General features: G+C 65.6%; 22 protein-coding genes. 10 read left to right on the plus strand and 12 right to left on the minus strand.

Features of this window, described 5'->3' with window-relative positions; all coding sequences use genetic code 11:
• Positions 1-3 precede the first annotated feature (3 nt).
• Genes LZ012_RS17190 through LZ012_RS17200 form a run of 3 tightly spaced genes read left to right on the plus strand, consistent with a single transcriptional unit; the run spans position 4 to position 2,955 of the window.
• Positions 4-1,056, plus strand: a complete 1,053-nt coding sequence (locus LZ012_RS17190; RefSeq protein WP_275712132.1) for a glycosyltransferase family 9 protein — start codon at positions 4-6, stop codon at positions 1,054-1,056.
• Positions 1,043-1,993, plus strand: a complete 951-nt coding sequence (locus LZ012_RS17195) for a glycosyltransferase (protein ID WP_275712133.1) — start codon at positions 1,043-1,045, stop codon at positions 1,991-1,993. Before LZ012_RS17190 ends, LZ012_RS17195 begins: the two co-directional genes overlap by 14 nt.
• A gap of 8 nt (positions 1,994-2,001) precedes the next feature.
• Positions 2,002-2,955 (plus strand): UDP-glucuronic acid decarboxylase family protein, encoded by a 954-nt coding sequence (locus tag LZ012_RS17200; RefSeq protein ID WP_275712134.1) that lies wholly within the window; start codon positions 2,002-2,004, stop codon positions 2,953-2,955.
• Between the two features lie 157 nt (positions 2,956-3,112).
• On the opposite strand, the gene LZ012_RS17205 is transcribed toward LZ012_RS17200, so the two are convergent.
• Both LZ012_RS17205 and LZ012_RS17210 read right to left on the minus strand, forming a co-directional pair.
• Positions 3,113-3,868, minus strand: coding sequence for a hypothetical protein (locus LZ012_RS17205; RefSeq protein ID WP_275712135.1), 756 nt, complete (start codon positions 3,866-3,868; stop codon positions 3,113-3,115).
• An 88-nt stretch (positions 3,869-3,956) separates the two neighbouring features.
• Positions 3,957-4,679, minus strand: coding sequence for a DUF4142 domain-containing protein (locus LZ012_RS17210; protein ID WP_275712136.1), 723 nt, complete (start codon positions 4,677-4,679; stop codon positions 3,957-3,959).
• A 266-nt stretch (positions 4,680-4,945) separates the two neighbouring features.
• Between LZ012_RS17210 and LZ012_RS17215 the strand changes: the two genes are divergently transcribed.
• Positions 4,946-6,367 carry an RNA polymerase factor sigma-54 gene (locus LZ012_RS17215; RefSeq protein WP_275712137.1) on the plus strand — a complete coding sequence of 474 codons (1,422 nt, stop codon included), beginning with the start codon at positions 4,946-4,948 and terminating at the stop codon, positions 6,365-6,367.
• A 321-nt stretch (positions 6,368-6,688) separates the two neighbouring features.
• On the opposite strand, the gene LZ012_RS17220 is transcribed toward LZ012_RS17215, so the two are convergent.
• A complete protein-coding gene (locus tag LZ012_RS17220; protein ID WP_275712138.1) occupies positions 6,689-6,847 on the minus strand; it encodes a DUF3309 family protein in 159 nt (52 codons plus the stop codon).
• A gap of 147 nt (positions 6,848-6,994) precedes the next feature.
• Here LZ012_RS17220 and LZ012_RS17225 point away from each other — a divergent pair, with 147 nt between their 5' ends.
• The 5 genes from LZ012_RS17225 (at position 6,995) to LZ012_RS17245 (ending at position 10,742) form a co-directional block, all read left to right on the plus strand.
• Positions 6,995-7,159 (plus strand): DUF1328 domain-containing protein, encoded by a 165-nt coding sequence (locus tag LZ012_RS17225; RefSeq protein ID WP_275712139.1) that lies wholly within the window; start codon positions 6,995-6,997, stop codon positions 7,157-7,159.
• A gap of 76 nt (positions 7,160-7,235) precedes the next feature.
• Positions 7,236-7,571 (plus strand): BON domain-containing protein, encoded by a 336-nt coding sequence (locus LZ012_RS17230; RefSeq protein WP_275712140.1) that lies wholly within the window; start codon positions 7,236-7,238, stop codon positions 7,569-7,571.
• A 29-nt stretch (positions 7,572-7,600) separates the two neighbouring features.
• Positions 7,601-8,473 carry a PRC-barrel domain-containing protein gene (locus LZ012_RS17235; RefSeq protein ID WP_275712141.1) on the plus strand — a complete coding sequence of 291 codons (873 nt, stop codon included), beginning with the start codon at positions 7,601-7,603 and terminating at the stop codon, positions 8,471-8,473.
• Between the two features lie 21 nt (positions 8,474-8,494).
• Positions 8,495-9,412, plus strand: coding sequence for a transglutaminase family protein (locus LZ012_RS17240; protein WP_275712142.1), 918 nt, complete (start codon positions 8,495-8,497; stop codon positions 9,410-9,412).
• Positions 9,413-9,443: 31 nt separating this feature from the next.
• Entirely contained in the window at positions 9,444-10,742 is a 1,299-nt protein-coding gene (locus LZ012_RS17245; protein ID WP_275712143.1) for a cation:proton antiporter, read from the plus strand.
• 10 nt (positions 10,743-10,752) lie between these two features.
• Here LZ012_RS17245 and LZ012_RS17250 read toward each other — a convergent pair whose 3' ends face one another.
• Genes LZ012_RS17250 through LZ012_RS17270 form a run of 5 tightly spaced genes read right to left on the minus strand, consistent with a single transcriptional unit; the run spans position 10,753 to position 16,399 of the window.
• Entirely contained in the window at positions 10,753-12,033 is a 1,281-nt protein-coding gene (locus LZ012_RS17250; protein ID WP_275712144.1) for a patatin-like phospholipase family protein, read from the minus strand.
• Positions 12,030-12,833, minus strand: coding sequence for a 3-hydroxybutyrate dehydrogenase (locus LZ012_RS17255; protein WP_275712145.1), 804 nt, complete (start codon positions 12,831-12,833; stop codon positions 12,030-12,032). Before LZ012_RS17255 ends, LZ012_RS17250 begins: the two co-directional genes overlap by 4 nt.
• The gene (locus LZ012_RS17260) at positions 12,830-13,663 is read right to left on the minus strand and encodes an endonuclease/exonuclease/phosphatase family protein (RefSeq protein ID WP_275712146.1); all 834 of its coding nucleotides are present in this window, start codon (positions 13,661-13,663) and stop codon (positions 12,830-12,832) included. Before LZ012_RS17260 ends, LZ012_RS17255 begins: the two co-directional genes overlap by 4 nt.
• The gene (locus LZ012_RS17265; protein ID WP_275712147.1) at positions 13,660-15,822 is read right to left on the minus strand and encodes a VTT domain-containing protein; all 2,163 of its coding nucleotides are present in this window, start codon (positions 15,820-15,822) and stop codon (positions 13,660-13,662) included. The genes LZ012_RS17260 and LZ012_RS17265 overlap by 4 nt, the downstream gene beginning before the upstream one ends.
• A 13-nt stretch (positions 15,823-15,835) precedes the next feature.
• Positions 15,836-16,399 carry a ferritin-like domain-containing protein gene (locus tag LZ012_RS17270; protein WP_275712148.1) on the minus strand — a complete coding sequence of 188 codons (564 nt, stop codon included), beginning with the start codon at positions 16,397-16,399 and terminating at the stop codon, positions 15,836-15,838.
• Between the two features lie 206 nt (positions 16,400-16,605).
• Here LZ012_RS17270 and LZ012_RS17275 point away from each other — a divergent pair, with 206 nt between their 5' ends.
• Positions 16,606-19,590: an EAL domain-containing protein gene (locus tag LZ012_RS17275; RefSeq protein WP_275712149.1), complete on the plus strand. Its 2,985-nt coding sequence runs from the start codon at positions 16,606-16,608 to the stop codon at positions 19,588-19,590.
• Between the two features lie 101 nt (positions 19,591-19,691).
• Here LZ012_RS17275 and LZ012_RS17280 read toward each other — a convergent pair whose 3' ends face one another.
• The 4 genes from LZ012_RS17280 to LZ012_RS17295 form a co-directional block, all read right to left on the minus strand.
• Positions 19,692-20,807: a DJ-1/PfpI family protein gene (locus LZ012_RS17280; RefSeq protein ID WP_275712150.1), complete on the minus strand. Its 1,116-nt coding sequence runs from the start codon at positions 20,805-20,807 to the stop codon at positions 19,692-19,694.
• A gap of 152 nt (positions 20,808-20,959) precedes the next feature.
• Complete coding sequence (locus tag LZ012_RS17285) at positions 20,960-21,502, minus strand: hypothetical protein (RefSeq protein WP_275712151.1); 543 nt, start codon at positions 21,500-21,502, stop codon at positions 20,960-20,962.
• 69 nt (positions 21,503-21,571) lie between these two features.
• Positions 21,572-22,096 carry a DUF3291 domain-containing protein gene (locus LZ012_RS17290; protein ID WP_275712152.1) on the minus strand — a complete coding sequence of 175 codons (525 nt, stop codon included), beginning with the start codon at positions 22,094-22,096 and terminating at the stop codon, positions 21,572-21,574.
• Positions 22,097-22,261: 165 nt separating this feature from the next.
• On the minus strand, positions 22,262-22,459 hold the full coding sequence (locus LZ012_RS17295; RefSeq protein ID WP_275712153.1) for a hypothetical protein: 198 nt from the start codon (positions 22,457-22,459) through the stop codon (positions 22,262-22,264).
• Positions 22,460-22,575: the final 116 nt, after the last annotated feature.

Raw genomic sequence — 22,575 nt, forward strand, 5'->3', positions numbered from 1 at the left:
GCCATGTCCGAACGCATCGTCCTCTTTCGTGCCCTGCAACTCGGCGACCTGCTGTGCGCCGTGCCGGCCATGCGCGCCATCCGCCATGCCCGGCCGGCGGCGCACATCACGCTGATCGGTCTGCCGTGGGCGGCCGATTTCGCCACCCGCCTGCCCTATATCAACGATTTCATGGAATTCCCGGGCTTTCCCGGCCTGCCCGAGCGGCGGCCCGACCTGGCCAGCCTGGAAATTTTCCTGGCCGAAGCGCAGTCCCGCCGTTTCGACCTCGCCATCCAGATGCACGGTTCCGGCATCCTGACCAACCAACTGATCTCCCTGCTTGGCGCCCGGCGCTGCGCCGGTTTTTATCTGCCCGACCAGCCCTGCCCGAACCCGCAGACCTTCCTGCCCTGGCCCGACGAGTTGCCGGAAATCCGCCGCCTGCTGGCACTGACCGAGCATCTCGGCATGCCGTCGCGCGGCGAGGCGCTGGAACTGCCCATTCTGCCGGCCGAGGCCGCCACCTTCGCCGCCCTGCGCGCCATGCTGCCGATCGGCGAGCGCGGCTACGCCTGCATCCACCCCGGCGCCCGCCTGGCGTCCCGGCGCTGGCTGCCCGAGCGTTTCGCACTGGTCGCCGATGCCCTGGCGGCAGTCGGGCTGGGCATCGTGCTCACCGGCACCGCCGACGAGGCGCCGCTGCTTGCCGCCATCCGTCAGAACATGCGGCAGCCGGCCATCGACCTGGCCGGCCACACCACGCTGGGCACGCTGGCCGCGCTGGTCGCCGCCGCCGATCTGGTGGTCTGCAACGACACCGGGATGTCGCATGTCGCGGCGGCGGTCGGCACGCCCAGCGTGGTCATCTGCTCGGGCGCCGATGACCGGCGCTGGCGCCCGCTCGACGGCGAACGCCACCGCGTGCTCGCCCATCCCGTTCCCTGCCGCCCCTGTGCCTACGACGAATGCCCGACCGGGCACGCCTGCGCGCGCGGGGTCAGCGTCGAGGACGTCGTCCGCGAGTCCTTTTATCTGCTTTCCAACCAGCGAAGGAGCCACCATGTTGCGGAATAAGCTACGCATCCTGACCTGGCATGTGCATGGCAATTACCTGTATTACCTGTCGCACGTGCCGCATACTTTCTACGTCCTTACCGACGCCGCCCGCTCGCCGGGCTACGCCGGCCGGGCCGGGGTCCTGCCGTGGGGCGACAACGTCGTCGAGGTGTCGCTCGCCGAGGCCCGGTCCACCGCCTTCGACTGCGTGCTCTACCAGTCGCGGCGCGGCTACGAGCAGGATCGCCTGCAACTGCTCAGCGAGGCGCAGCGCAGCCTGCCGCGCATCTACCTCGAGCACGATCCACCGCGCGACAACCCGACCGACACCCGCCACCCGGTCAACGATCCGAACACCCTGCTCGTCCATGTCACCCACTTCAACCAGCTGATGTGGGACAGCGGCCAGACGCCCGCCCGCGTCGTCGAGCACGGCGTGGTGCTGCCCGACGGCGTGCGCTACAACGGCCGGCTGGCGCGCGGTATTGCCGTGGTCAATCACCTCGGACCGCGCGGCCGGCGGGTCGGGGCCGACATCTTCGCCGCCGCCCGCGACCAGGTGCGACTCGATCTGGTGGGCATGGAATCGGAGCGCAGCGGCGGCCTGGGCGAGGTGCCCAACGACGAGCTGCCGGCCTTCATGGCGCACTACCGTTTCTATTTCCACCCCACCCGGTGGACCAGCCTGGGGCTGGCCGCCATCGAGGCGATGATGATCGGCTTGCCGGTGGTCGGCCTGGCCACTACCGAGCTGGTCACGGTGATCAAGAACGGCCAGTCGGGTTTTGTCGACACCGACCCGCAGCGCCTGATCGAACCCATGCGCCATCTGCTCGAACACCCCGAGGAGGCCGCCGCAATGGGCCGGGAGGCCCGCAAGGAAGCCCTGCACCGCTTCAACATCGACCGTTTCGTCGCGGATTGGCTGAGCGTCTTCCGCGACGTGACGGGCTAGGAGCGGTCATGGCCAAGCTCGTCCCCCGGCGCGTCCTGGTCACCGGCGGCGCCGGCTTCCTCGGCTCGCACCTGTGCGAGCGGCTGGTCGCCGAGGGCCACGACGTGCTGTGTGTGGACAATTTCTACACCGGGCTGCGCGCCAACATCGCCCATCTGCTGGCCCGCCCCAATTTCGAACTGCTGCGCCACGACATCACCTTTCCGCTCTATGTCGAAGTCGACGAAATCTACAACCTGGCCTGCCCGGCCTCGCCTATCCATTACCAGAACGATCCGGTGCAGACGGTGAAGACCAGCATCCACGGCGCCATCAACATGCTGGGGCTGGCCAAGCGGGTGAAAGCGAAGATCCTGCAAGCGTCGACCAGCGAAATCTACGGCGATCCGGCCGAGCACCCGCAGCGCGAAGCCTACTGGGGCAACGTCAATCCGGTTGGGCCGCGCGCCTGCTACGACGAGGGCAAGCGCTGCGCCGAGACGCTCTTCTTCGACTACCACCGCCAGCACAAGGTGCGCATCAAGGTGGCGCGCATCTTCAACACCTACGGGCCGCGCATGCGCCCCGACGATGGCCGGGTGGTCTCCAATTTCATCGTCCAGGCTCTGGCCGGCGAGGCGGTGACGCTGTACGGCGACGGCACGCAGACGCGCGCCTTCTGCTACGTCGATGACCTGGTCGAGGCGCTGGTCGGCCTGATGGCGACCCCGGACGACTTCTCAGGCCCGCTCAATCTCGGCAATCCGCAGGAATTCACGATGCGCGAACTGGCCGGGCGCATCATCGCGCTGACCGGCTCGGCCTCGGCCATCGTGCACCGGCCGCTGCCCTTCAACGATCCGGTGCGCCGCCGCCCGGACATCGCCCTGGCCCGCCGCCTGCTCGCCTGGGAGCCGCGCGTCGAACTGGACGACGGCCTGCGCAAGACCATCGCCCATTTTGCGGCCAACGGGAACGGGTGAAAAAGGGCGGGTAAAGGGCGGGTAGGGGCCCTCCCGCTCCCCTGACAATGTCTTTCCCGCGTAGGCGGGAATCCCAGAAGACCTTCGCCTTTCCGGGATTCCCGCCTGCGACCAAAGGAAATTCCTGTGGGACGCGGGCGAAGACGAATCGAGGGCGTCAGAGCGTCGTGCTTGCCGTAGTCTCTGACACCGGCCGCCGCACGTCGCGCCGCGTGCCGCGGGCGCCGAGCACGCCGCCGCCGACAGCGCTGAGCAGCGACAGCAGGATGGCGACGCTCAGCCAGCCGCTGGCGATCGAGGCGTTGTGCAAGGTGTTTTCGGTCGCTTCGCGGGCCTGCGGCGAGGCCTGGTTCTCGCGCCCGGACAGGACCAGCGCCTGGTCGACCAGCTGACTGGCCTGTTCGTTGCTCAGCCCGAAGCGCTCGCGCATGGCGGTGATCGCTTCCTGCCGGTTGCCGGCGTCGAGCTTGCCGGCGATTTCACTGCCCGCCATGCGTTCAGCCGGGGTGACGGCATTGAACAGCGTGCCCAGCGTGGTGCCGGCTACCGTACTGAGGACGAAAACCGAAATCAGCAGCGTCGCGCCCCAGGCCACGACGCCGTGCAGCACGCCGTCCGAGGCGCGGCGCATGCCGGCGGTACGGGCCGCGACGTAGCCGCCGGCGAAGGCGGCGATCACCATGCTGATCGTGTTCCAGATGGCGACTGCCATCGACACGCCGGTCTGGCTCGCCTGGCGGGCATCGCCGGCGTCGAACATGGCCAACCCGGTGGCGGCGCCGATCAGCAGCAGCAACAGGTTGATCGCGATGCCGACGGATAGCCCGGCCACAATGCCGCCCCAACTGAGGGCGTGCTGAGGCAGGTGGTAAGGTTCGCTGACGGTGGTGGGGGTAATGATATTGACGGCCATGGTTGATCCTTCCTCTTCTTGCTTGCAGCCCGATCCTGGTTGACGCCCGTGCCGCTCCATCGGGCGAAAGGAGCCATGGCCCGGCGATTCAGTGCGTTGTGACCTTGCCTTGCCTCTGCAATTGCTGCGCCATGGTCAGGTGCTCGCGCAGCCGGGGCAGGGTTTGCTCGGCGAAGGCCCGCAGCTGCGGGTCCTGGCCCTCGCGGGCCTCCTTTTCGAAAAGCTGGATGGCCTTGTTGTGGGTCTCGATGCCGAATTCGCGGACGAAGGTCCGGTCGCCTTCGGCGGCCGGCATGCCGCGCAGGCGATCGAGCAGTTCCCGGGTTTCCTTGCTGACGATGGCCGGCACCACGATGCCCTTGCCTTCGGCGATGCGCTTGAGTTCGTCGTTGGCGCTCATGTGCTCGCGTTCGAGCTGACGGGCGTAGGACTTGATGCCCGGATCGGTGCTGCGCGCCGCCATCATCCGGCCGGCGTCGATCTCGGCCAGGCCGCTGGCCGCCGCTTCGGCGATGAAGGTGCGCTCGATGGCGGCCACCGGCAAGCCGGCCTGGGTCGGCGCAACCTGCCCGGTCGCCGCCGTCGTCGTGGCGCCCACGGGCGACATGGTAGATGGCGTGGTGGTGGACGTTGCGGCAGAGGCCGCAGCAGGCGTCCCGGTGGACGCCACGCTACCCGTTTCCGGCGACGTGCTGCCGCGGGCGGAACTTTCAGTGCTCGGCTTGGGCAGCTTCTCGCTACGGCCGCAGGCGAGCATGGCCAGCGCCAGCACGGCGACAGTGCCGATGCTCCAATTCAATAACCGGTCCATGGCGAGCCTCTTTCGTTGGAAAAACACAAAGCTTTCCTGCATTTGCCATGCCCATGCCGGAAAAGCCCGGCATGTCCCGGATCGGCGCGGGCGATGGCGCGCCGACGCAATTCTTACCGGCTCCCTGTAAATCTTGCCGATACCGCCGCCCGTCCCGGCCCGCCAGCCTTGTCGGCGGGCGGCGGCAATTGGCGCAGCTCTTGCATGGGGTCCTGATCCGGCCGGGAAAGTCTCGGGGCCTGCGTCGGCTGCCTTAAGGAGACCCCATGAGCCTCGGTATGGAACTACGCTTGCGCCAGCATCTGGCCGTCACCCCGCAGTTGCAGCAGGCCTTGCGCCTGCTGCAACTGTCCTCCCTGGAATTTGCCGAAGAGGTGCAGCAGGCCCTGGCCCGCAATCCCTTTCTCGAGGAGCCGGCGGATACCGTGATACCGCCGCCGGCCACCGGCAGCAAGGCGGAAGCCCCGGACGAGAACCCGGGACCGGCCCCGCCGGAAAAGGCGGCGGCCGATGACGGCGACTGGAGCAGCGCGCCGGCCGCCGGTAACGACGAGGATGGCGACTGGACGAGTTGGTCCGAGGCGCCGGTCGGCATGCACGAACAGTTGCGCCGGCAATTGCTGCTTTTCCCGCTGAGTCCACGCGACCGGGCATTGACTGATCTGGTCATCGACGAATTGACCGATGCCGGCTATTTCGAATCCTCGGTCGAGGAACTGGCGGCGCTGGTTTCTCCGGAGTATGAGGTCGAGCCGCAGGAAGTCCTGGCCGCCCTGCGCCTGGTACAGCATCTCGAGCCGGTCGGCATCGGTGCCCGCTCGCTGCAGGAATGCCTGGAACTGCAGCTGCGTGCCCTGCCGGCGACGACGCCGGGCCGCCCGGTGGCGCTGAAGGTGGTCGGCGAGCACTTCGACCTGCTTGCCCGTCGCGATTTCGCCCGCCTGCAGCGGCTGATCGGCTGCGACGACGCGGCGCTGCACAGCGCCCGGGTCCTCATCCGCAAGCTCGATCCGCGGCCAGGCAGCTGTTTCGGGACGGACGACGTGCGCTATGTGATTCCCGACATCCTGGTCAGCCGGCAGCGCGGCAATTGGGTGTGCGCCATCAATCCGGCGGTGCAGCCCCGTCTGCGCATCAACCAGTACTACGCCGAACTCGCCGCCCGCCGCGGCGGCTGCGATGCCTCTTTCGCCGGCCAGTTGCAGGAGGCTCGCTGGTTCCTGCGCAACATCGAACAGCGCTTCACCACCATGCTGCGCGTCGCCAATGCCATCGTCGCCCGCCAGCGGGCCTTCCTGAGCTACGGCGAGGCGGCCATGAAACCGCTGATCCTCAAGGACATCGCCCAGGAGCTGGCGCTGCACGAATCGACCGTCTGCCGCGTCACCAACGGCAAGTACATGGCAACGCCGCGCGGCCTGTTCGAATTCAAGTATTTCTTCTCCCGCCAGCTCGCCATGGACGACGGCGGCGCCTGCTCGGCCCTGGCCATCCGCGCCCTGATGAAGGAGCTGATCGCCGCCGAACCGCCGGGCGACCCGCTGTCCGACGCCCAGCTGACACGCCTGCTGGCCGACCAGGGGCTGAAGCTGGCGCGGCGCACGGTGACCAAGTACCGGACCCTGATGCGCATTCCCAGCGTCGAACTGCGCCGGGCCGGGGCGGGCACAGCCATTGCAACCCAGTAGATCGAGGGCGCCACAAAGGCCGCCGACATCCGGTTTCTTGCAACGTTATCGACCGAGGTCGATTCTGATGCGTACCGGGCCTCCGCGGTTTTGTCAGGTCAATCGTCTCGACGCTTGCCTGACGACGCCCTCCTCCTCCAGTTCTAAAGGGCTTTCGCCAAGCGAAAGCCCTTTTTTTTGCCCGCGGAGCCGGATGGCGGTCGGCTCCCGAGGAAAACAAGACAGTTCGGGGGCACCGCCGGAGCGGAAATTTTTACAAGGGCACGTCAAATTTGCACGCGGCGGGCGCGTGGCCTGTTTCGCCATGGACGAAACGGAGTGCTAGAGGATGCGCAGCAGCCAGAGAACGACCAGAACGACGAGCAGGGTGCCGAGGATGCCGCTCGGCGCGTAGCCCCACGAGCTGCTGTACGGCCAGCTCGGCAGTGCGCCGATGAGGAGCAGCACCAGCACGATGAGCAGGATGGTGGTGAAGTTCATGCGTCACTCCTTGCGATATGGGCAATGCGCGGCGTCGCCCCGGCGCCGCCCTGGCTGAAGCAAGCGCAGCTTTCGTGCCCGTCGGGTATGCGTCTTGCAGTTGCCATGAGTACGGTGATCGACCGGTCCTGTTGAAGGGAGACATCCATGCTGTATTACGCTGCGGTATTTTTCGTCATCGCGCTGATCGCTGCCTTGCTCGGCTTCGGCGGCATTGCGGCCGGGGCTGCCAGCATCGCCCAGATCATTTTCTACATCTTCCTGGTCGTGGCGGTGATTTCGCTGGTCGCCGGGATGATCCGACGACGCTAGGCGCCACGCTGTCCCACATGAAGGAAGGCACGGCTGGCAGGTCGTGCCGCCGCTGTCATCACTAGGAGAATACGTCATGAAGAAGATATCCAATGCCTTGCTGGTCGCCGTGCTGGCGATGACGACCCTGCCCGCCGTGGTCGGCTGTTCGAACATGAGATCTTCGACGGAGCGGCAGCAATCGGTCGGCAGCTACATCGACGACGCCACCATCACGACGCGGGTCAAGGCGGCGCTGGCCGAAGCCAAGGATGTTCGGGTAACGCAGGTCAATGTCGAGACCTACCAGGGTGTCGTGCAGCTCAGCGGCTTTGTCGATACCGAGTCGGAAATGCGGCGGGCCGCCGAGGTGACGCGTGGTGTCTCAGGCGTCAAGTCGGTGAAGAACGACATCCACGTCAAACCGCGCTGAGCGGCGGCTGCCGCGCAAAGGAGAGCGCAATGAACATCCATCGATTCGGACTGCACTTGGCAGCCAGTGCGCTGGCCGCCAGCCTGGCCGGCCCGTTGCTGGCAGTTGACCGGCCGGCCGGCAAGACGGCGACGGAAGCCGCCGGCCAGACCACCCAGGCGGTGACACGCGACCTGCGCGCCAGCAAGGTGATCGGCATGAAGGTACGCAACGCGCAGGACCAGGACCTGGGCAAGATCGACGACCTGATCGTCGATGTGAATAACGAGCGGGTGGCTTACGCCATCCTGTCCTTCGGCGGTGTGCTCGGCCTGGGTCAGAAGCTGTTCACCTATCCGCTATCCCTGTTCCAGCAGGCACCGGGACGCAACGACGAACTGGTGCTCAATGTCGACGAGGAGCGCCTGAAGAAGGCGCCGGGCTTCGAGCGCAAGAACTGGCCGGACTGGAACCAGTCCAGCTACCGGGGCGATGTCGATCGCTATTTCGGCCCGACGGTGAGCCCGAAAAGCATGCCCAACCAGCGCCTGGTGCGGGCCAGCGAGCTGATCGGCAAGAATGTCGACGATAGCGAAGGCCACCACGCCGGCGAATTGAAGGATCTGGTGGTCAACATGGGCAATGCCCGGGTGCATTACGCCATTTTCGATCTCGACAAGGCCTGGAGCCCGAACGACAAGCTGGTGCCGGTCACGCTGCACACCTTCAATTTCCCCAACGATCGCAGCAAGGACATTCTGCTGAAGGTGGGCCGCAACGACCTCGACATGTCGCAAGGCTTCGATGCCGGCAAATGGCCGGACGTCAGCGATCCCGCCTATCAGCGCAATATCGACAGCTACCTGCAGCGCTCCGCCGGCAAATCCCGCCCGACCGGTGCGGCCGGCCCAGTCCGGGATTAGCCGGCGGCGTGCCGGCAGGCAGTGGAAAGCCTCTCCGGCATGTTCGCCATCCGCCACGTGACCGTCTACCGCTATGCGCGGCCGGTCATCCTCGGCACCCATCGCCTGATGTTCCGGCCGCGTGACAGCCATGACCTGCGCCTGCTCGACACGGCGCTGACCATCAGCCCGCCGGCCGCTTCGCTGCGCTGGCTGCACGACGTGTTCGGCAATTCGGTGGCGCTCGCCGAATTCGCCGCACCGGCTGCCGAACTCCGCTTCCAGAGCGACATCCGGCTCGAGCACTACGCCGTCGACACGCCCGACTTTCCCATCGAGGACTACGCCCGCAGCTATCCGTTCAGCTACTCGGCCGACGAGATTCCCGACCTCGGACGGACCATAGAACGCCACTATCCCGATCCAGAGCATCGGGTCGACACCTGGGCCAAACAGTTCGCCCGGCCGTCCGGGGACGGCGGCCTGGTCGAGACGCAGCCCATGCTCGAACGCCTGATGCGGGCGATCCACGACGATTTCGCCTACCAGGGGCGCGACGCCGAGGGCACGCAGACGCCGGCCGAGACGCTGGCCCGGCGCCAGGGCAGTTGCCGCGACTTCGCCTTGCTGATGATCGAGGCGGCGCGCAGCCTGGGGTTCGCCGCCCGCTTCGTCAGCGGCTACCAGTACGACCCGGAACGCGATCCGGCGGCCGGCGGCACGCCCGGCGGGACAACCCACGCCTGGGTGCAAATCTATCTGCCGGGTGCCGGCTGGGTCGAATTCGACCCGACCAGCGGCGGCGTCGGCGGCCGCAACCTGATCCGCGTCGCGGTCGCCCGCGATCCGCAGCAGGCCATGCCGCTGACCGGCGCCTGGACCGGGGCGCCGGCCGATTACCTCGGCATGGAGGTGTCGGTGACGGTGAGCACGGACGCCGCCGCCCTGCCCATCAATTGACCCTGCCCCGGCGGGCGACTACCCTGTCGAGATGAGTCCGCTCGACATCTGGTGCATCGTGATCGGTGCTGTCCTGGTCTCAATGGCGCTGACCGGCAGCCTCGTCGAGCGCCTGCCGGTGACACCCGCCATCCTCTACCTGGCTGCCGGCTATGCCATCAGCCGCGGTGGCCTGCACGAACTCGATCCGATCATCGACGCCGCCCTGCTCCGTGGCCTGTCCGAAATCGCCATTGCCATCTCGCTGTTCGCGGTCGGTCTCAAGTTGCGCGTACCGATGACCGCCCATGCCTGGCGCGTGCCCCTGCGCCTCGCCCTGCCCGCCCTGGTGCTGACCATCCTGTTCTTTGCCGGCGCCGCGTGGTGGCTCTATGGCCTTTCCGCGGGAATGGCGCTGGTCCTGGCGGCGATCCTGTCGCCGACCGACCCGGTGCTCGGCGCCGACGTCCACGTCGCCCGCCCCGGCGACCGCGACCAGGTGCGCTTCGGGCTGACCGCCGAAGGCGGCATCAACGATGCCGTCGCCCTGCCCGCCGTGCTGCTCGGGCTGGGCCTGCTCGGCCGGCACGACCTGGGCGCTTTCGGTTGGCACTGGCTGGTGGTCGAGGTGCTGTGGTTCATGCTTGGCGGTTTCGCCGTCGGCTGGGCCATCGGCTGGCTGGTCGGGCGTCTGGTGCTGCAGATGCGCCGCCGTCGCCTGGCCACCGGCTTCGACGAATTCCTGGGCTTCGGCGTCATCGGCCTGGCTTTCGGCATCGCCGGACAACTGCTCGCCTCGGAATTTCTCGCCGTTTTCGCCGCCGGGCTGGCGCTGCGCCATATCGAGCGGCGCATCTCGGTGGGCGGCGGCGTCAATCCGGAAGGGGTCTCCATCGACGACAAGGCCGCCGCCATCGACCCCGAGCGGGCCGCCGCCCACATCACGCACTCGCTGCTCACCTTCAACACGCAGGCCGAACACATTGCCGAACTGTTCCTGGTCATGGTGCTCGGCGGCCTGCTTGCCAGCATCGAGCCGGATATCCGGGACCTGGCGCTGGCGGTCTTCCTGTTCCTGATCGCTCGCCCGTTGGCGGTGGGTCTGGCGCTGGTCGGTACCGGCTGCCTGGCCGAGCAGCGCCGGCTGATCGCCTGGTTCGGCATCCGCGGCATCGGCTCGCTGTACTACCTCGCCTTCGTGCTGCAATCCGGCCTGGTCGGGCCGCCGGCCGACCGCCTGGTATCCACGGTGCTGCTGGTCACCGCCGTCTCCATCGTGGTGCACGGCCTGACGGCGACGCCGCTGATGCAGCGCTACTACCGCCGCTCGCGGCCGGGTGGCGAGGAATGAGCGGTCCCGCTCAGCCTTCGGCGCCGTCGTCGCCGGCACTGTGCAGGTCGTGGGTGACGAAATCGCGCCCCGGGCCGGGCAGGTCCAGCCAGTCTTCGTGGCGCAGCGTGCGGCGCATGTCGTCGAGGCCGCAGGCCCAGTGGTCGCGCATGGTCAGGGCGCCGAACTCGTAGTCCTTGGCCATGCCGTCCCATTCCTTGTCGCGGTAGATCAGGTGGATGACGTTGACCCGGCGGTCGCTGGCCCACAGCCGGGCTTCCTTGCACACCGGATCGGAGCACCGGCGCTCGTCGGGAATGTGGTGGAGCAGCTGGCGCACCAGGTGGCGGACGTGCTGTTCGCGTGACAGCAGGTCGGTGATGGCCCGCGTCCGGCTGGAGAACTGGATGTCCTTGAGGCGTTCCTGGGCGTCCCAGATGTTGTTGGGCACGATGCCGCGGGCGCTCCACAGGTCGACCTGGAAGGCCAGCGTGTCGGGGCGCGGCCAGGTGGTGAGCACCTTGAGCAGCGGCGTGTTGGAAACCAGGGCGCCGTCCCAGTAGAACTCGCCGTCGATCTCGACCGGCGGAAAGGCCGGCGGCAGCGCGCCCGAGGCCATGAAGTGCTCGGCCCGCAGGCGGCCTTTCCAGTGGCCGCTGCTGTTGTCGAAATATTCGAAATTGCCGGTGCGCACATTGACCGCACTGACCGTGACGCGCGTTTCGCCGGCGTTGATCCGCTCGAAATCGACGAGTTGTTCGAGCGTCGCCTTCATCGGCGCCGTGTCGTAGTAGCTGACCTTCTCGGGCGGCTGCTCGAGGGACAGCCAGGGCGGCGGCAGGCGTGGCAGGAAGAAGCCGGTCTGGCCCTGGCAGATGGCCTGCCAGGCCTCGAAGGCGCTGAAGCTCTTGCGCGTTTCGCCGCCCAGGCGGGCCACCCAGGTGTCAATCATGTCGTCCATCGGCCGCATCCAGGCCGGGGAACGGCAGATCGTCTCCCAGAACTCGCGCAGGCGCACCGTCCGCTCGGCCGGCGCGTTGCCGGCGATGATCGCGGTATTGAAGGCGCCGATCGAGATGCCGGTCACCCAGTTGGGCGTGATGCCGGCCTCGTCGAGACCCTGGAAGACCCCGGCTTGGTAGGCGCCGAGGGCGCCGCCGCCCTGCAGCACAAGGGCGATCACCGGATAGGGCAGCTTGCGTCGGGGCGGCCTTTCTTCCGGCTCAGGCGTCGGCGGCGCGCGCAGGGTGTGCCCGCCCGGCGCGGCCTCGGCGACGACGGTCAGCGGCCGCTCCTCCATCGCCCGGCTCACTGCATATGCCAGCCGTGGCTGACGATGATGGACTGGCCGGTCAGCGCGGCGCTCGGGAAGGCGGCCAGGAACAGCACGGTTTGCGCTACCTCGTCGACGGTGGTGAACTGGCCGTCCACCGTCTCGCCCAGCATCACCTTGCTGATCACCTCGCTCTCGCTGATGCCCTTTTCCCTGGCCTGCTCGGGGATCTGCTTGTCGACCAGCGGCGTGCGCACGAAGCCGGGACAGACGACATGCGAGCGCACGCCGTGGGCTGCTCCTTCCTTGGCAACCACGCGGGCCAGGCCGAGCAGGCCGTGCTTGGCGGCGACATAGGCCGACTTGAGCGGCGAGGCCTCGTGCGAATGCACCGAGCCGGTATAGATGATCACCCCGCCGCGCGCCTCGTGCCGGTACATGTAGCGCAATGCGGCGCGGGTAGTCAGGAAGGCGCCGTCGAGATGGACGGCGAGAACTTTGCGCCAGTCGGCAAAGGAAAAGTTTTCAATGGGATTGACGATCTGGATGCCGGCATTGGAAATCAGGATGTCGATGCCACCAAACTTGGCGGCAACGGCATCGAAATTCCGGTCCACCCCGGCTTCGTCGGCCACGTCCATCTTGACGCCCATCGCCCGGCCGCCCTCGAGTTCGATATCGCCGGCCACGGCGCGCGCGCCGTTGAGGTCGAGATCGGCGATGGCGACGGCGGCGCCGGCCCGTGCCAGCGTCGTGGCGATGGCCTTGCCGATGCCGCTGGCAGCACCGGTGACGACGGCCACCCGGCCGTCCAGTTCAGGTCTTGTCTGGTGACTCATAATGCGTTCCTTTCCTTCGTACGCGGCACCCGCCGCCGATTCGGGCGATGCACGCCGCCGTCCCGCTCCGCGCCGACCTTGGCGGCAATGATCGCCTTGACCGGCAGGTGGTCGGATGCAATGCGCGCGCCGGCCGTCCGGTGCGTGCCGAAAGCGAGCAAGGCCCAGTAGGGGCGTACCCAGACGCGGTCGAGCGCGAAAATCGGCCAGCGGGCCGGAAAGGAACGCTCGGCCGGCGCCTGGCCGAGCAGGCCGTGCAGCCAGCGCAGCGGCCGGCCGATCGGCAGCCATTCGTTGATGTCGCCGAGAACGATCACCGGCCGCTCGGGCGGCACGTCGTGCAGCAGGTCCAGCATCTTGCGCACCTGGTAGCGGCGCTCGCCCGGCCGCAGGCCGAGGTGGGTGACGAAGACGCGTACCACCAGACCGTCTATGTCGAGGTCGGCCTCGATGGCGCCGCGCGGTTCGCGCTGCGGAACGCTCAGGTCGTGCTGGCGCACGGCCAGTACCGGCCGCCGGGTGAGCAGCGCATTGCCGAAATGGCCGGTGTGGTTGACGATGGTGTGGCCGGGAATGGCCTGCATGTGCGTCCTCTCGGCCAGGTAGTCGAGTTGCACCGAATCATGCCGGCCGTCCTGGTCGCTGGCCACTTCCTGCAGGCCGATGGTGTCGCAGCCGATCTCGTCGATGATGCCGGCGACGCGCGCCGCATCGGTGCGCCCGTCGGTGCCGGCGCAGCGATGGATGTTGTAGGAGGCGATGCGCAGGCAGTCCGGGCCGAGCAGTTCGTCCAGGTTGTGCCAGCTGACCAGTTCGGTGTCCTGGTTCATGAGGCGGGCGGCAGTCCGGAACGGCGGCTGTCGAGCAACAGCCAGCGGCGGACGAGCAGGGTGAGGACGATCAGCGCAACGGCCAGGCCGGCGATCAGGCCGACGTTGATCGACGCATGGCCGGCCAGGGCCTCGCCGATTTCTCGGCCGAAGATCGCCGTGACGAAGGTGCCGGGCAGCAGGCCGAGCAGGCTGCCGAGCATGAAATGCCACAGGCGGATATGGATGGCCCCGGCGACCAGCCCTTCCACTGCGAACGGGGCCAGCGGCACCAGGCGCAGCGCGGTAACGGCGAGCAGGCCGTGCCGGCGCAGGGTTTCCGCCATGCGGTTGAGACGGCGGCCGGTGAAGTGGCGTACCGTGTGGCGCGGCAGCTGGCGGCCGGCGACGTAGCTCAGGAAGGCGGCGAGCAGCAGGCCGCACAGCCCGTAGGCGGCGCCGGTCAGCGGCCCGAAGGCGACGATGGCGGCGAGCGTGATCAGCGGCCGCGGAAAGAGCACCAGGCAGGCCGGCGTGTAGGCGACGATGATGGCCAGCGGCGCCCAGGGCCGGTCGGCGAAGGCGTCCGCCCAGGCCATGATCCGCTCCGGCTGCAAGTAGTCGGCGAGCGGCGTGAAGCGCCACAGGCCGGTCAGGCCGGCGACCAGCAGCAGGGCGATCAGCACGCGGCGGGCGCCCTGGCGCCAGTCGGCAGCCTCGCCGGCCGCCAGATCGGCCGGCACGGCGCTTTCGATCATGCCGTTGGTGAATGGGCGCTCGGGATCGGCCAGACGGGCCAGTTCGAGTACTGCCGCCGGCCATTCGGGCTGGCTTTCGAAGCGCCTGAGCGTGCGGCGGCCGCCGGCCAGCGCCGCGATGGCGCCGTGCAGGCTGCCCTGGCGGCGGACTTCCTGTTCGACGCGCTCCGGCGGCTGGGCCAGGTGTTCGCCGAGCAGACGGTTGCGCACTTGCCGGATGACGGCGGCCACCGCCGGCTGGCCGCCCGCCTCGATGGCGGCATCGCATTCGCTGTCGAGGCCGAGCGAACGGTTGCACAGGTTGGCCGAGCCGATGCGCAGCACCTCGTCGTCGACGATGGTCAGCTTGGCGTGGATGTCGAGGCAGGTGCCGGCCTTGAGGCCCTCGATGTGTGGATAGTAGATGAACAGGCGGTGGTGGCGGTCGGCGGCGCGCAGGCGCTGGATCAACCCGGTGCGCAGCAGGTGCATGGTGTGTTCTTCGAGCCAGCCGTGGCTGAGCAGGCGCAGCACGATGATGATTTCCGGGCCGTCCGGCTCGGCCAGCCGGGCGGCCAGGGCGTCGCCGATGGCGGCGGCGGTGAAATACTGGTTTTCGATGTAGAGGCTGTGGCGGGCGGCGGCGATCATGTCGAGATAGAGCGCCTCGACTTCATGCACGGCGGGCCGGCCGGGGCCCGGCGGCAGGGTGCGGGCGATGGCCACGTCGACGTCGACGAAATCGGCGGCCAGCCCGGACGGCCACGGATCGGCCCCTGGCGGAACCGGCGGCAGCGCCTCGTCGGTGGCGGCCAGCCAGCGGCTGCGGGCCAGTTCGCCGAAGGCGCGTGCCGCGTCCCCGTCCACCGCCATCATGAGGTCGTGGACCGGCGGATAGGCGGAGCCGCCAGCCTGCCGGCGCCGGTCGTCGATGCGGTGGGCCGGCGTGTCCCAGCGCCGGTCGGTGAGGTCGAAGCCGCCGACGAAGGCCATGGCGTCGTCGATGACCACCACTTTCTGGTGGTGCGAACCGCCTACCGGATGGGTGTTGTCGTAGGTCACCTCGACCCGGTGGTGTGCCTGCCAGCCGAAGCCCCAGACCGGCGGCAGCTCGCGGTCGGTACCGAAGACCAGCGGATAGTCCCAGTCGAGGACGCGAATCTGCAGCGTGTGGCGGCGCTGGGCGAGCCAGTTCAGGAAGTCGCCGAGCCGGGCCGGCGGACCGTGCCAGCCGTGCTCGAAATGCAGGCGCGTGCTGCTGCTGAAATCCCAGGCGAGGACGGTGATGGCATGGCTGGCCTGCTCGGCCGCCCGGCGAAAGGCGTCGAAATACGCCTCGCCGTCGATGAGCAGCGCGACGCGCCGGGCATGGGCAACCGCGCAGCAGTTGCGGCCCGGCGCAAAGAGACTGCGAGGGCTGGCGGAGTTGACGGCGGTCGGCACGGGCGCCCGCCGTTCAGACGGCGTAGTGGGTGGTGCCGATCTGGTGGATCAGGGTGTGCAGTTCCTCGGCATGCTCTTCCTCGACGGCCAGCACCTCCTCGAACAGGCGGCGGGTCGTCGGATCGTCGTTTCCCAGGTAATTGACGATCTCCTTGTAGCTGTCGATGGCGATGCGCTCGGCGACCAGGTTTTCCTTGATCATGTCGACGATGGTGTCGCATTCGACATATTCGGCATGGCTGCGCCGGGTCAATGTGTCGGGCGAGAAATCCGGCTCGCCGCCGAGCTGGGTGATGCGGTCGGCGAAGCGGTCGGCATGGTCTTCCTCCTCGCGGGCGTGCTCGAGGAATTCCTGGGCGATGCTGACGGCGGTCAGGCCCTTGGCCGTGTGGTAATGGCGTTTGTAGCGCAGGCTGCAGACGATTTCGGTGGCCAGCGCGGTATTGAGCAGTTGCAGCACGGTTTCGCGGTCGGCCCGGTAGTCGTTGGTGACGGCGCCTTCGTCGATATGGTGGCGGGCGCGGTCGCGCAGGGTCTGGACATCCGACATGCCGGCGGGGATCGAGGCGGGCATCATGGGTGGCTCCTTGTAGAAGATTCCAAGTCCTATGGAGCTGCAACCGGCATGCCCGGTCGGCCGCGGCACGGGCCGCCCTATCAGTGAAGCTAGGCGCTCTGCTCCCGATCCGCTCGGCTGGCGCCGGGCGCTTTCCACCCGGGATTCACGCCGCCTGGAACGAGAGGCAATTTTCTCTGTCTGATTTGGCTTATGGCTGCTGAGTCATGGACCAACCTCGAGCTCGTTTCCCGTCGCAATTCTTGCGTTCTTCCGAAGAGATTCTGAGGATCTTCGATACCAAGCCTTCGGCGTACCTGATCCTCGCCAAGGATTTCACCATTGTTGCGGTCAATGATGCCTACTTGCGCGCTACCTTTACCCGCCGCGAGGACATCGTTGGCCGACCGCTGTTTGATGTCTTTCCCGACAAGCCGCAGAACCCGGACGCTATCGCCGTCCGGGCGCTGATGGCTTCCCTCCGTCGGGTCCTGGTGACCCGTGCGCCGGACACAATGCCGATCCAGAAGTACGCGGTCCACCAGCCTGCCGAGCAGGGAGGCGGTTGTGAGGAGCGTTACTGGAGTCCGGTCAATTCACCTGTTTTCGCCGCTGACGGCGAGCTTGCCTACATCGTCCACCGTGTCGAGGACGTGACGGATTTCGTCCGCATGAAGGAGCATTTTGCGCAGGCTGTCGACACCCAATCGATCAACGTGCAGATCAAGGAATTCGAGGTCGAGATGTTCCTTCATGCGCGCGAAGCGGCCAAGCAGCTACGCGAGAGCGAGGCACGATATCGCGCCCTGATCCTGGCCAGTTCCCAGGTCCTCTACCGGATGAGCCCGGACTGGAGCGAAATGCGCCAACTTCGGGGCGGCGACTTCATTACCGACACCGAAGAGCCGAATCGCAATTGGCTGCACGAATACATTCATCCGGACGGCCAGCCTCGCGTGCAGGAAGCAATCAAAGGTGCCTTGCAGACAGGGACTGTTTTTGAATTCGAACACCAGGTTCGCCGAGTAGATGGCAGTTTGGGCTGGACATCCTCGCGTGCCGTGCCGGTCCGCAACGCCGACGGCGAAATCATCGAATGGTTCGGTGCCGCCGAGGACATTTCGGCCCGCAAGGAGGCGGAACAACGGCTGCGGGAAAGCGAAGAAAAATACCGCACCCTGTTCGCCAACATGGCTGAGGCGTTTGCCTTGGGCGAGATGATCCACGACGAACACGGAATACCGGTGGATTTTGTTTGGCTGGAGGCGAACGAGGCCTTTTATCGGGAAACGGGACTGCCCTGCAGCATTGTCGGCCGCCAGGCGAAGGAATTTCTGCCCCGATTGGAATGGCACTGGCTGGGAGCCTTCGATTCGGTAGCGAAAACGGGCCGATCCGTTCATCTGGAGGACAGCAACGCCGATACGCAGCGCTTCTACGACGTGACCTGCTTTCGGCCAACGCCCGGCCGCTTCGCCATCGTTTTTCGCGATGTCACGGAGGTCAGGCGCACCCGTGACGCTCTACTGGACAGCGAGCGCCGTCTAGCCTTGGCCCTGATTGCTGGCGACTCGGCGGTTTGGGAAATGGAGGTGGCAAGCGGCATCATCAAAGGAGAAGACAAGCTCTACACGATGGCCGGTTATGCGCCGGGCGAACTGAAAAGCATCGAGGACTGGTTCGCCATCGTTCATCCCGAGGACGCTGCGGGCCTTCCCGAGCGGATTGCGGCCGTGGTTGCAGGGAACGGTGACAAGTGCAGTTTCGAGGCCAGGATACGGACCAAATCGGGCGACTGGCGTTGGAACTTCTCGCAGGCCGTCGTGGCAGGCCGTGATGCGGACGGACGAGCCCTCCGGCTGATTGGCACCCATACCGACATCACCGAACGCAAGCTGGCCGAACTGCGCATTCGACACGCCGCATTGCACGATCCGCTGACCGATCTGCCGAACCGCGCCCTCGTTTTCGAGTACGGCAGCCGCCTGCTCGCCGGCATCCAGCGCAAGCACATGCACGGTGCGCTGCTGTTCATCGACCTCGATCGCTTCAAGCCGATCAACGACATCTACGGTCACAATGTCGGCGACCAGGTGTTGCAGGAAGTCGGAAAGCGACTGGTTGCCTGCACGCGGAACGAAGACCTCGTCGGGCGTTTGGGTGGGGACGAATTCGTCATTCTGCTGCCCAATCTCGACATCAACCGCCGCCGCGCCGCCGTCGTCGCTCAAAACGTCCTCGACCGCATCGGCCAGCCTTTCCGGATCGACCCTCTGGAACTGTCGTTATCGCCTTCGATCGGGATCAGCTATTACCCGGAGCATGCCTCCGATGTCGGTGCCCTGATCCACGCGGCGGACCTGGCGATGTACCAGGCCAAACAATCGGGCCGCGCGGGCTATCGCTTCTACAATCCTGACCTTGATCGTCGGGCCGACGAGGCCTATACGATAGAGGCGAGGCTCAAGCATGTGCTCAAACATGGTCGGCTGGCGCTGCACTATCAGCCCGTGGTCGACATCGGCAGCGGCCAGTTGATCGGTGCCGAAGCACTGGTTCGCATCGCCGATAACGGGGGTGCTCCGCCCGGACCCGCAACCTTCATTCCGATCGCCGAGGCTGCCGGCTTGATCGGGGAAATCGGTGACTGGGTCCTGCGCGAGGCGTGTCGCCAGCACGATGCCTGGCTGGCGGAAGGATTGTGCGTCGCCATCGCGATCAACGTTTCCCCGCTTCAGTTCCGGCAACACGACTTCGCGGAAAAGCTCGGCAGCATCCTTACCGATAGCGGTGTCGATCCAACCGGCCTCCAGCTCGAAATCACCGAAAGTACCGTCATGGAAAGCATCGATGAGGCGATCGCCATCTTGGGCAGGATCAAGGCACTGGGGATCAAAGTGGCGCTCGACGACTTCGGGACCGGTTATTCAAGTCTGAGCCGGCTATCGAGCCTGCCGCTCGACAAGCTGAAAGTCGACCAATCCTTCGTGCGCAATATCGAAAGCGATCAGGCAAGCCGAGCCGTGACCGAGGCGATCATCGCGCTCGGACGCAGTTTGAAGCTGGATGTGATCGGCGAGGGGATCGAGTCGAAAGATACGCTGCAGTACTTGCAGGAGCATGGCTGCACCCAGGCGCAGGGGTATTTGTTCAGCCAGCCTTTGCCGGCATCGCAGTTCGTGCAGTGGCATCGGCAACAGCACATGCATTGAGTGAACTGCCCTGCTACGGCGGGAAGCAGGGCACGATTTGTAACAGAATCCATGAAATCGTGTCTGTCCCAGCGGGAAAGCCTCAGAATCGGCCCCTATTGCTACGGTCGATGGTGCTCAATTTGCAAGGCAACGAAACTGGCGGTGGCAGCACCGTACGATTTTTCAATGGCCAGCAGCGCGAAATCAAGCGCAGCGACTGGCGGAACGTTGCCTGGCAAATCGATTGTCCGATTGGCTGTTTGAAGTGGTGAAATCTTGTCGGGAAATACGACCAGCCCGCGCCGGGTGGTTATGGGGCCGGTTGTAGCGGCAAGCGAGAAGGCTGTCGAGCGGTACGTGCGTGAATAGGCATCGGCGACAAGTGCCAGTTTGATTTCGTCGACACCCGGGGCGACTGGAATGGCGACATCCTCATGCGACCAAAAAGAAATCCAGTTGCCAGCGGCGGTGAGCGCGTGGCGGGAAGTTAATTTGAAATTGTCACTCTGGTGTGATGCGCTCCAATCCTTGATCCCCATGGTCTGCGCAAGCGCGGCGGCGCGATCCCGGCCGGCGATAGCTTCAACGAGCGCGATGGAAACAGGGATGGAGGCCGTCACCCCGGTCGTCGTGATGACCGGTCCATCGGCGATATAGCGCGTGTTTCGAACGAACTTCGTTTTTGGAAACTTGCTGGCAAGATCGTCAAAGGAATACCAGTGACCGACGGCGCGTCGCCCCGCAAGAAGGCCGGCGTTGGCAACTACCCATACACCGTCGCACACGCCGACAATGATCGCGCCTTTCCTGGCCTGTGCTGTAACCCAGGCAATCAGAGCCGCGTCCTCGGTGCGATGTACCGCGGGAACAACAACGTAATCCGCGCCGTCAGGGAAACGCTTGTCGAATTCTGCGATCGTGGCTTGCGGCTGCACCCGGAGCGCCGGAAACATCTGGATTGGCCCCTCCTTGGTCGCAAGGGCGAAGACCTGGGCAACCCCGGATTCCGCAAGCACTCCATAGGGAACGACGTAGTCTGTCAGCTCGGTGAAGGTGTTTTCGGCAACAACGGCGATGATCGGTTCGGTGCGATTGAATCGGGAGCGATAGGCAGGAATGCCGCGCGTCGGCGATTCGAGCTGGGGCGCGGTTTCCGGCTGAACACTGAGGGCCGGTTGAGCCAAGGCAAAGACGGTGACGAATGACAAAACCGCGATGAGGAATCGTTTTGGCATGCAAATCTCAAGAGAGAGCGGCTGTTTGACGCATAACGTCTGAATTCCCGGCCTTGTATGAAACCGTGGCCTGTCCCCGGGTGCTTATGGCCAGGCCAAGCACACCGATGGTTTTTGTACTTCGGTGTTGAAATGACGCTTCATTCGGCCGCCTAGTTTGGAGATGACACAGGGGCACAGGCTTGACTGTCGATTGCGATGCTGAACGAGTAATAATGGCTCGGCAGTCCGCCGACGTGGGGAAGCGGAACCCACCATAGCGGCCATTCGCTATTCGACTGATAGACAGCCACTGGCACGGCGCGTAACTGGCAGGGACCGACAACGAGATCGGCGACTTGGACATGCGGCGCCCAGGTTGATGACCATTGCGAATGACGGTTGTAGCAGGCTGCATACTCCGATGGCGAGCGCTCGTACTGCCGGCAGTCGCCAACCTCGGCGCCGGGATGAACAGGCAAGATGTAGCCCAGGGGCTCGACCGAGTGTGCAGCGGCCAGCGGCGAGCCGGCTGCATCGCGCAGTGTGAGCGACACGTCGTGGGGTACCCCGTACAACTGGTTTTGGGTCTTCAGCGCGTAATCGTCAACGCGGATGTGAATCGCAGCGTGATGCAGCGCATACCAGTAGCCCCAACCGAGAACGCCGCCAGCGACGGCGGCGAATGCGAGCAGAGTCCGGGGCCAGCGACGCACTGTTACGCCTGGCGAGCCAGTTCAGGGGCCGCCGGAGCGACGAAGCCGCGGAGGATATCCAACGACGGATCAGGCACAGTGCGCATCGGCGTGGGCGCCAGGATGCGGAAATGACTTGGCAAAGGTGAATGCCACGGGCGATGGCCCATGCGCCCTGATGTGCTCAAGCTTGGCCTTCGCCTCGTATATGGTCGGGATATGACCCGCCGGGACCCACCACAGCGCCTGATGCGCCTCAGGCAACTTGTGGAACCAGGCATCGCGATCACGGATGAGTTCGACATGGGCCGACTTGTAGGCATAGGTCTTCAGCGACTCCAGGTCTTCCCAGACGCTCATGTTCACGAGGAGCATGGGGTCTTCAAATGCGCGGATGCTCGTTGCGTCAGAGCCATCGCCGATCAGCCGCCAAACAAAGCCCTTTGCATTCTCTGCGAGGCGATTGATTTCATCGAGCCGTGAGACAAAGCCGCTCATGGTCACGGAAGTCATCTCATCGCGCGCCAGCGCGACATTAACTTGTGCAAGGTGGTATGCGGTCATAGGGCAAGGGAGTGAAACCGGACAGCTTGCCATTGTACTGATGCCGTTCATGCAATTGCCATCTTGCTGAACGCCTGCCCTACAAGAATTTGCCGCATTCCATATGCGCGGGAACGGCAAATCGGGCGGTTTGGGCCTTGCTTTGGCGGCATTGTTCCGGATGCTGAACGGGCGGCGTTCGCCCTGGGCCGGGGCGCTTGATCTTTCCGTGTTCAGTCAGCAAGGGAGGTCGGCGCTTCTTTTCTGGCTGCTCCTGAAAAGCTGGTAAAACCCTTCGTCGTTCTCGACCATGCAGACATGGTAGCCGTCATGATGCAGCGATAGAAACAGAGGCAATGCTGCATTGCGCAATAAATTGTTGCCGACTTCGACAAATTCGGCATCGAATGCAAGTGTTGAAGTCTGATCATGCATTGAATTTACCTCGCAATTTTTGGTCTTCGGTAGTGCTTTCGGGCTGATCATAGGTTTTGTGCATTGCAATATAAATACAGTGTATTGCTTAGTTTTCGGCATGCCACACGCATCGA

The organism is Dechloromonas hankyongensis, assembly GCF_022012295.1.
In the GTDB taxonomy this organism is placed as follows: domain Bacteria; phylum Pseudomonadota; class Gammaproteobacteria; order Burkholderiales; family Rhodocyclaceae; genus Azonexus; species Azonexus hankyongensis.